Origin of the sequence: Romboutsia sp., assembly GCF_051659545.1 — a bacterium.
In the GTDB taxonomy this organism is placed as follows: domain Bacteria; phylum Bacillota; class Clostridia; order Peptostreptococcales; family Peptostreptococcaceae; genus JBOFOR01.
Genome location: NZ_JBOFOR010000059.1, coordinates 1 through 5,145 on the forward strand (window position 1 = coordinate 1; position 5,145 = coordinate 5,145).

Annotated in this window: 8 protein-coding genes; 4 read left to right on the forward strand and 4 right to left on the reverse strand. The window is 27.7% G+C overall.

Annotation, left to right across the window (positions count from 1 at the left end; translation table 11 throughout):
- Window positions 1-16 precede the first annotated feature (16 nt).
- Window positions 17-910, reverse strand: coding sequence for a TSUP family transporter (locus ACRC03_RS03315; RefSeq protein WP_438651129.1), 894 nt, complete (start codon window positions 908-910; stop codon window positions 17-19).
- 198 nt (window positions 911-1,108) lie between these two features.
- Here ACRC03_RS03315 and ACRC03_RS03320 point away from each other — a divergent pair, with 198 nt between their 5' ends.
- The 3 genes from ACRC03_RS03320 to ACRC03_RS03330 all read left to right on the forward strand — a co-directional run bounded on the left by ACRC03_RS03320 (window position 1,109) and on the right by ACRC03_RS03330 (window position 2,304).
- Window positions 1,109-1,273 (forward strand): hypothetical protein, encoded by a 165-nt coding sequence (locus ACRC03_RS03320; RefSeq protein WP_438651130.1) that lies wholly within the window; start codon window positions 1,109-1,111, stop codon window positions 1,271-1,273.
- Between the two features lie 136 nt (window positions 1,274-1,409).
- Window positions 1,410-1,607 carry a small, acid-soluble spore protein, alpha/beta type gene (locus ACRC03_RS03325; RefSeq protein WP_438647924.1) on the forward strand — a complete coding sequence of 66 codons (198 nt, stop codon included), beginning with the start codon at window positions 1,410-1,412 and terminating at the stop codon, window positions 1,605-1,607.
- A gap of 160 nt (window positions 1,608-1,767) precedes the next feature.
- On the forward strand, window positions 1,768-2,304 hold the full coding sequence (locus ACRC03_RS03330) for a DUF4364 family protein (RefSeq protein ID WP_438651131.1): 537 nt from the start codon (window positions 1,768-1,770) through the stop codon (window positions 2,302-2,304).
- 2 nt (window positions 2,305-2,306) lie between these two features.
- Here ACRC03_RS03330 and ACRC03_RS03335 read toward each other — a convergent pair whose 3' ends face one another.
- On the reverse strand, window positions 2,307-3,173 hold the full coding sequence (locus ACRC03_RS03335) for a YncE family protein (protein ID WP_438651132.1): 867 nt from the start codon (window positions 3,171-3,173) through the stop codon (window positions 2,307-2,309).
- Window positions 3,174-3,297: 124 nt separating this feature from the next.
- On the opposite strand from ACRC03_RS03335, the gene ACRC03_RS03340 reads away from it, so the two are divergent.
- On the forward strand, window positions 3,298-3,546 hold the full coding sequence (locus tag ACRC03_RS03340) for a TIGR03905 family TSCPD domain-containing protein (protein WP_438651133.1): 249 nt from the start codon (window positions 3,298-3,300) through the stop codon (window positions 3,544-3,546).
- 51 nt (window positions 3,547-3,597) lie between these two features.
- Here the strand turns inward: ACRC03_RS03340 and ACRC03_RS03345 are convergent, their stop codons facing one another.
- Entirely contained in the window at window positions 3,598-4,893 is a 1,296-nt protein-coding gene (locus tag ACRC03_RS03345) for a bifunctional folylpolyglutamate synthase/dihydrofolate synthase (RefSeq protein ID WP_438651134.1), read from the reverse strand.
- Between the two features lie 66 nt (window positions 4,894-4,959).
- On the reverse strand, window positions 4,960-5,145 hold a 186-nt coding region (locus ACRC03_RS03350; RefSeq protein WP_438651135.1), incomplete at its 5' end, for a hypothetical protein.

Genomic DNA, 5,145 nt, shown 5'->3' on the forward strand with positions numbered 1-5,145 from the left:
TTGTATTGTATATTTATTACTTAACTTCTTCTGATACTTTGTTAGCTTTATATACAGCTTTTAACATTGTAACTGATGTATACGCTATAACTACTATAACTAAAGCCTTTAATAACTCCATAGGCATCGATTTTACCCAATAAGCAGCTAATAATACACCAATTGAACCAAATACAGCTATACATAAAGAAACTTTCTTAGCATATGCTTGCTCTTTTATAAATTTTGTACTAGCTACTGGCATTAACATTGCGCAAGAAGTCATCATTATTGGGAATGCAACTGCTGGAGACATTCCTAAGAAATAAACTAAAGCCATACATGGAGCATATAATCCAACTCCAGCTGTCATAAGTGCACCTAGTATAAAATTGCCTATTACACCTAAAACTAACTTTATTCCAGTAAGACCAATTGCATCTCCACCTATAGGCATTAAGTTGATTTTTGGGTGACCTAATAACATTAATATTGCGGTAATAGCTAATGCTATACCCATGATTAATTGTATTTTCTTTTCTTCCATTCTAGATATAACACCTGCACCTATATAAGAACCTACAACAGATGCACCTACCATAGTTATTAATGTTAGAGAATCTACTTTTATAACAGTTGTAAATATTAAAGCTTCTATAATAACTGGTATAGTATGAGCAACATTCAATGTTCCCGGTATATTTTTATCTGGTATATTTAATTTTAATGCTTTTGATAATGCAACAGTTGGTGCAAATGAACCTATACCTAAAGTATCAAAGAAATCAGTTATTAATCCAATAAAACTAGCTTTTACTACATTATCATTCTCTAATGTACCTTCTTTTTTTGCCTTTACTAAATCTTTACCAAATACAGTTGCAAAGAATACTGTAAATACTAAAAGTAATCCTCTTACTAAATTTAACATTGATTAAACCTCCCCATAAATTTATATATATAATTAAATTTTTATGTCCTTATTGAATACTACTCTATTACATTATATTCCCCTTTTATTTCATTAATACTAGAAACTATTTAATTTTTTTATTTCAAAAAATTACTACAACAATAAATCTATTATTGGGGAAACTTAATATTAATCTTAAAAAAAGGTGGTGTATTTATGTCAAATATTAGAAGCGAATTTAACAACATTAAAGGTCATCAAGTTGAAACAGGTAGGGAAACTATAAAATTTGAAAATAGACACTATTTAAGAGAAGCACATGGCATTCAGGAAGGGATTAGAAAAGACAAGAAAATAAAAATATCTAAAAAATACAAATAAATTAAACATTTCAACAAAATTAATTCAAAACAAAATATTTTTTCAAATAAAGTATATATATTTATGTTTTGGGTAAATTATTATCAACAACAACACATAGTTGTTGTGAAACATCAACTTAAGGAGGAATTCTACTATGTCAAGTAAAAAAGCAGTTCCAGCAGCTAAGGCTGCATTAAATCAAATGAAACTAGAAATAGCTAACGAAATAGGTTTAGCTAATTACGAAACAGTTGATAAAGGTAATTTGACTGCTAGACAAAATGGTTATGTTGGTGGATACATGACTAAGAAGTTAGTTGAAATGGCTGAAAACCAAATGGCTGGAAAGTAAATAGTAAATTCTGACATCTAGGTAAGAAAAAGGCTACCATTTTGGTAGCCTTTTTGCATATAAATTTTCTTATTAAAATAATATTACATAAATAGTGCTTTTATTTTTATATATTTTAGTTTAATATATTATATAGAAATAGTTTACGGAGGATGATATTATGTTTGAAAACTCATCTGAAGAATTAGCTTCTAATAAGCTTTTAATTTTATATTTATTAAATAAAATTAATATGGATTTAACTAATTCTCAAATAACTCAAGTTGTTCTAGAAACAGAAATGATTAACTATTTTTCTCTACAGCAGTTTTTATCTCAGCTTATGGAATCTAAATTTTTGACTACATACAATGACTCTGATAGAGAATATTACTCTATTACTCAAAAAGGTCTTGAAATTTTAGAATATTTTTTATCTAGAATACCTCAAGATGTAACAAAAAAAATAGATGAGTATATAGTTAACAATAAAGAAAGTTTATTATCTGATACTCAGGTAAAATCTAGCTTTGTAAAGCAAAGTAATCATGAATTTATTGTTAATTTAAGAGTTATAGAAAATCAATCTAATTTAATAGATTTAAATTTAAATGTTTCTTCGGAGAAACAGGCTATGCTCATCTGTAACAATTGGAAGAAAAATGCTTCTTATATGTATGCAGAAGTTATAGATTTACTTATACGTGATAGCCATTAAGCCTACACACATACTATTGTTGTAGGCTCTTTTCCTACTTTCACTTCTTTTATTAACAAATAATTCGAGGTATCATATATTTTTATAGAATTTTTTTGACCATCAGATACAAATAACAATTTTTCATCATTAGATATTTGTAATCCTTGTGGATCTCCATTTATTTCTATATTTCTTAAGTATTTACCTGTAGAATATTCTAAAACCCTAACGTTTCGGTATCCTAAATCTACTACATAAACTTTATTATGACTATAATCAAAACAAATTTGAATAGGTAGTAAAAATTCCTCTAGTACGTTTATCACACTCATAGTTTCTTCGTCTAATATTATGAGTTTTCCATCTAAAGTTAGTGTATATATTTCTCTTTTCTCTTTATCTATGTTCACATTCCACATTTTAAATTCAGTATCTACTTTTTTATATATACACTTACTTAATGTGTCTATACAAACTATAGAATTTATACAAGATACATATAATTTACTATTTTTTTCATCAAAGTCAAATCTGTGAGGCATCTCATCTACTTCTATAACACCAATAGGATTTGCAGTATCTTTATCTAGTATATATATACTATTTGAATCTTCATTTGATACAAATAGCTCCCCATTAAATAACGCTATTTGAGTTAGGCTACCACCTATGGAAATATTGTCTATTATTTTATCCTTTTCTAAATCTAAAATATATATTATCCCATCTGAAGTTCCTGGTATATACATTAGATTCTTATCTTTATCTACGCAGAAATGTTGAGGATATATATCCTCTTCTAACTCAATTTCTTTTTCTAGATCAAAATTAGGATAATTTAATATACTTATGCTTTTCGATAGATAATTAGAAATATATACTTTCAAATAATCTCCTCCTTTCTTTATAATACATATACTATGATAATATATTAAACATGATGCTTGTATTATGACTTTCTTTTGTGTATTATTATGTTAACAATATTAATAGACATAGGAGTTTTATATTATGAAAATAACATTTAAACCTAGTGGTGTTTGCTGTAAAGAAATGATTCTTGAAATTGATGACAACAACATTATTACTAACGTTGATTTTATTGGGGGTTGTCCTGGTAACTTAATAGGGATTAAGCATTTAGCTATAGGTCAAGAGGCTAACGATGTAGCTGATAAATTAAAAGGTATACCTTGTGGTGGAAAATCCACTTCTTGCCCTGATCAATTAGCTAAAGCTATACGTGAAACATTACAATAAATTAAAATTAGAGAAGGTGGTTGATACAACCACCTTCTCTTTCTATATAATCTATTTAGCGTTTACTAATGTTCTAACTGTACCTATCATATACAGCGAGCCTGCACTTATTATTATGTCCTCTTCACAAGCATTTTCTAGTGTATATTTTACAGCTTCTTCTATTTGTGGTTTTGCTACAACATTATCTACATATTTAGATATCTTTTCTTTTAGTACTTCACAGCTTATTGCTCTTGTATTATCTGGAGTTGTAGTTATTACCTTATTGAAGTTAGGGATAAGTATTTCTAGTACACCTTCTATGTCTTTATCTTCTAACATTCCTATTAAAAGAGTTAATTTTTTACCTTCAAAGTTCTTTTTTATTGCTTTAGCTAAAGATCTCGCTCCATCTTCATTGTGAGCTCCATCTATTATAAATACAGGGTTTTCTTTTATTTTTTCTATTCTTCCAGGCCATCTTGTATTTATAAGACCTTTTTTTATAGTTTCTTCACTTATATTTAAGTTTTTATTTTCTTTTAGATACTCTATAACACTTAATGCTAACATAGAATTATTTATTTGATGGTCTCCTATTAGCTTTATTTCTAAGTCTTTATATTCTTTTTTAATTACTTTGCAGTCATATGTTTGAGAGTATATATCTGATTGTTTAATTTCTATATTATCAAATTTTACTTCTATATATTTAGCATTTTTATCTTTGCATATATTCTTAATTACATTTTTAACTGCATCACTTTGGTCATATACAATAACCGTTCCATTTTCTTTGATTATTCCACCTTTTTCGTAAGCTATCTTTTCAACAGTATCTCCAAGTATTCCTATATGATCTAAACTTATAGATGTTATTACACTAACCTCTGATTTATTTATTATATTAGTTGCATCATATCTTCCTCCCATTCCAACTTCAAGAGCTACGTAATCTGTTTTTTGCTCACTATAATAGTAGAATGCCATAGCAGTTACTATTTCAAACTCTGTTGGATATGAGTAACCTTCACTTACCATTTGCTCTATTTTTTCTTTTATTAAAGTAACTATCCTTGCTACATCTTCTTCTGGTACATTTTCACCATTTACCCTTATTCTTTCTGTAAATGTTTCTAAGAATGGAGATGTATAAAGCCCTACTTTATACCCTGCTTCTTTTAATACGCTACTTATAAATGAACACGTTGATCCTTTTCCATTAGTTCCAGCAACATGTATTATATTCAATTTTTCTTGTGGATTTCCTAAAAGTTCTAATAACTTACCTATATTATCTAAACCTAATCTTACCCCAAATTTGTGAGTTTCTTCTATGTACTTTAGTGATTCTTCATAATTCATCCTTGGTTCCCCCTTAGCCCATTTTGCTTTGTATTCTTGTTAATGATATATTATCTTTTTATTTATCTAGTTTTTATTATAATATATTTTTATATTAATAAAAACCAAAGAATCTTTGACATTCTCGCCCATAGCTAAAGCTAGGGGATTCATTGAGATTAGCAAGTGATTAAATCGAAGTCTATTTCTAGTATCGAAGTATGACCTCACCATAGGGGCTATGTCATTAGCCCTTCCTAAATCAGACCATCT

What these genes read in the sequence shown, in the direction of transcription:
- ACRC03_RS03325 (WP_438647924.1), top strand. Translation starts at nt 1,410, where the DNA reads ATGTCAAGTAAAAAAGCAGTTCCAGCAGCTAAGGCTGCATTAAATCAA.
- ACRC03_RS03340 (WP_438651133.1), top strand. Translation starts at nt 3,298, where the DNA reads ATGAAAATAACATTTAAACCTAGTGGTGTTTGCTGTAAAGAAATGATT.
- ACRC03_RS03315 (WP_438651129.1), bottom strand. Translation starts at nt 910, where the DNA reads ATGTTAAATTTAGTAAGAGGATTACTTTTAGTATTTACAGTATTCTTT.
- ACRC03_RS03345 (WP_438651134.1), bottom strand. Translation starts at nt 4,893, where the DNA reads ATGAATTATGAAGAATCACTAAAGTACATAGAAGAAACTCACAAATTT.
- ACRC03_RS03320 (WP_438651130.1), top strand. Translation starts at nt 1,109, where the DNA reads ATGTCAAATATTAGAAGCGAATTTAACAACATTAAAGGTCATCAAGTT.
- ACRC03_RS03330 (WP_438651131.1), top strand. Translation starts at nt 1,768, where the DNA reads ATGTTTGAAAACTCATCTGAAGAATTAGCTTCTAATAAGCTTTTAATT.